Origin of the sequence: Actinoplanes palleronii, assembly GCF_016862315.1 — a bacterium.
In the GTDB taxonomy this organism is placed as follows: Bacteria; Actinomycetota; Actinomycetes; order Mycobacteriales; family Micromonosporaceae; genus Actinoplanes; species Actinoplanes palleronii.
In genome coordinates, this window is sequence record NZ_BOMS01000176.1 from 1 (window position 1) to 3,804 (window position 3,804).

The 3,804-nt window shown below is 75.6% G+C and carries 1 protein-coding gene; it reads left to right on the top strand.

What is annotated here, in order from left to right; all coding sequences use genetic code 11:
- On the top strand, window positions 1–3,804 hold a 3,804-nt coding region (locus Apa02nite_RS47985; protein ID WP_203831111.1), incomplete at both ends, for an SDR family NAD(P)-dependent oxidoreductase.

Genomic DNA, 3,804 nt, shown 5'->3' on the forward strand with positions numbered 1-3,804 from the left:
GGGTGGAAGACGACCCGGCTGCGCACCAGCCACGCGTTCCATTCCCGGCTGATGGAGCCGATGCTCGACGACTTCCGGGCCGTGGTGGCGACGCTGACGTTCAGCGAGCCGCGCCTGGCCGTGGTCTCGACCGTCGACGCCGACGGGGACTGGACCGACCCGGAGTACTGGGTGCGGCAGGTCCGCGAGCCGGTGCGCTTCGCCGACGCGGTCACCCGGCTGAACGCCGACCGGGTCCTGGAGCTCGGCCCGGACACCGTCCTGGCGACCTTGGTACCCGACGCCGTCGCCGCGCTGCGCCGGGACCGGGACGAGGTCACCACCCTGCTCACCGCGGTCGCCGAGCTGTTCGTCCACGGCCAGCCCGTCACCTGGCGGGCCCTGTTCGACGGCACCGGCGCCCGCCCGGCCGGCGTGCCCACCTACCCGTTCACGCACCAGCGGTACTGGCTCGACACCGCCGCCGACACCGGCGACGTGACCACCGCCGGTCTGCTCGCCACCGGCCACCCGCTGCTCGGCGCCGCAATCCTGCTGGCCGACGGCGACGGCGCGCTGCTCACCGGCCGCCTCGCCGCCGCCGCGCCCGGCTGGCTGGCCGACCACCGGGTGTTCGGCACCGTGCTGGTTCCGGGCACCGCGCTGCTCGACGTCGCGCTGGCCGCCGGCCGCCGGGTCGGCGCCGACCGGGCCGACGAGCTGATCCTGCGCGAACCCCTGGTCATCCCGGAGCACGGCGCGGTCCGGCTGCAGATCCGCGTCGGACCGGCCGGCGACGACCAGCGCCGCCCGGTCACCGTCTACGCCCAGCCCGAGACCGGCGACGACGCCGAATGGACCGTGCACGCCGAAGGCGTCCTGGCACCCGCCGCGCCCGCCGCCGCCGACCTCGGCCTGGTCGCCTGGCCACCGCCCGGCGCCGACGAGATCCCCCTGGACGGCCTCTACGACGACTTCGCCGCCGCCGGGCTCTCCTACGGCCCGGCCTTCCGCAGCCTGCGACGGGCCTGGCGGCACGGCGGCACCGTCTACGCCGAGGTGGCCGCCGACCGGGTCACCGACGGCTTCGGCGTGCACCCGGCACTTGTCGACGCGGCACTGCACGCCATCGGCGCCGGAGCGCTCTTCCCCGACGACCAGGTACGCCTGCCGTTCGCCTTCACCGGAGCCCGCATCACCGGGACCGCCGCCGGTGAACTGCGCGTCCGGCTGTCCCGCACCGGCGGCGACGACGAGATCCGGCTGCTGCTCGCCGACGGGGCCGGCCTGCCCGTCGCCGAGGTGGACGCTCTGCGGCTGCGCCCGGTCACCGCCGCCGCGCTGACCGGTGCGACCGCCGACCGGCTGCTCTACGGCGTCAGCTGGGTGGACCGCGACGTGCCGGCTACCGGGGAACCGGTCGTCGTGGCGCTCGGTGCGCCGCTGCCGTCACCCGTACCCCTGCTGGTGGTTGATGCGACGGCGCCCGGCAGCGCCGGTGAGCGGACAGCGGCCTTGCTCGCGCTGCTGCAGACGCTGCTGGCTGACCCCGGCTGGGCCGCGACACGGCTGGTGGTACGCACGCTCGGTGCGGCCGGCGACGACATCACCGACCCGGACGGTGCCGCGCTGTGGGGCCTGGTGCGGTCCGCGCAAGCCGAGCACCCGGACCGGTTCCACCTGCTCGACGGCGCCGACGACGCGTGGTATTCGGTGCCGCAGGCGGTGGTCCGTGACGGCACCGTGCGCGTGCCGCAGCTGACCCGGGTCACGGCCGGCGACGCCTTCGACGCCGGGGACGGCACCGTGGTCGTCACCGGCGCCACCGGCACCCTGGGGCAGCTGATCGCCCGGCACCTGGTCGCCGCGCACGGGGTGCGGGACCTGCTGCTGCTGTCGCGCTCGGGCGGCACCCTGGACATCGACGGCGCCCGGGTCCGCGCCGCCGCCTGCGACCTGGCCGACGCCGACGCGGTGGCCGCGGTGCTGCGCGACGAGCCGGTCACCGCCGTGGTGCACGTGGCCGGGGTGCTCGACGACGGCACTGTCGAGTCGCTGACCCGCGAGCGCCTGGACACCGTGTTCCGCGCCAAGGTCGACGCGGCGCGGAACCTGCGCGCGGCCACGCGGGACAAGCCGCTGACCGCGTTCGTGCTCTACTCCTCGGCGGCCGGGGTGTTCGGCAACGCGGGACAGGCGAACTACGCGGCCGCGAACGCCTACCTCGACGCGTACGCCTGCTGGCTGCGCGCCGACGGGGTGCCCGCGACGTCGCTGGCCTGGGGGTTGTGGGACGCCGGCATGGGCGACGCGGCCGACCACGAGCGGATGCGCCGCGGGGGAGTCCTGCCGCTCACCGCCGAGCAGGGCCTCGCCGCGTTCGACGCCGCCGCCGGTGGCAGCACCGCGCTGGTCATACCGCTCGCCGTCGACCTGGCCGCACTGCGCGACACCGACGCGGCACCCGACCTGCTGCGGGGCCTGGTCCGCGCCCCCGCCCGCGCGGACACCGGCACGGCGCTGGGCCGGCAGCTGGCGAACCTGCCCGGCGAGCAGCGCGCCGCCGCCGTCCTCGGGGTGGTCCGGGCGCAGGTCGCCGACGTGCTCGGTTACGCCCGGGCCGAGGACGTGGACCCGGGTCGCGCGTTCAGTGAGCTCGGCTTCGACTCGCTCACCGCGGTCGAGCTGCGCAACCGGCTCGCGGCGGCCACCGGGCTGCGGCTGCCGTCCACGCTGGTCTTCGACTACCCGGCCGCGACCGTGCTGGCCGGTCACCTCGCCGCGGAACTGGCCGGCACCGCCGCCATCCCTGCGACGGCCCCCGCACCGTTCGCCGCCCGCCTCGACGAGCCGGTCGCCATCGTCGGCATGGCCTGCCGCTTCCCCGGCGGTGTCGCCAGCCCGGACGACCTGTGGGACCTGGTCGCCGCCGGCCGCGACGGCATCGGTGCCTTCCCCGACGACCGTGGCTGGGACCTGGAGAACCTGTACCACCCGGATCCCGACCACACCGGCACGACCTACGCCCGGCAGGGCGGGTTCCTGGCCGGGGCCGGTGACTTCGACCCGGAGCTGTTCGGCATCTCGCCGCGCGAGGCCCTGGCCATGGACCCGCAGCACCGGTTGCTCCTGGAAACCTCGTGGGAAGCCCTGGAGCGGGCCGGCATCGACCCGCGCTCGCTGCGCGGATCGCGCACCGGGGTGTTCGCCGGCATCATGTACGGCGACTACGCCACCGTGCTCGAACAGGCCGACGCGCAGGTCGAAGGCTTCATGGGTACGGGCGGCAGCATCGCCTCCGGCCGGGTGTCCTACTCGTTCGGCCTGGAGGGCCCGGCCGTCACGGTCGACACGGCCTGCTCGTCGTCGCTGGTGGCACTGCACCTGGCCGTGCAGTCGCTGCGCAACGGCGAGTGCGACGCGGCGCTCGCCGGTGGTGTGACCGTGATGGCGACGCCGGGCACGTTCGTCGGCTTCTCCCGGCAGCGGGGTCTCGCCGCCGATGGCCGGTGCAAGTCGTTCGCCGACGGCGCGGATGGCACCGGCTGGTCCGAGGGTGTCGGGGTGCTGCTCGTGGAGCGGCTGTCCGACGCGCAGCGCCTCGGCCATCCGGTTCTCGCGGTGGTGCGGGGGAGTGCGGTCAACCAGGACGGTGCGTCGAATGGGTTGACCGCGCCGAACGGGCCGTCGCAGCAGCGCGTCATTCGTGCGGCGCTGGCGAGTGCCGGTCTGACCACGGCCGACGTGGACGCGGTGGAGGCGCACGGCACCGGCACGTCGCTGGGTGACCCGATCGAGGCGCAGGCGCTGCTGGCGACTTATGGT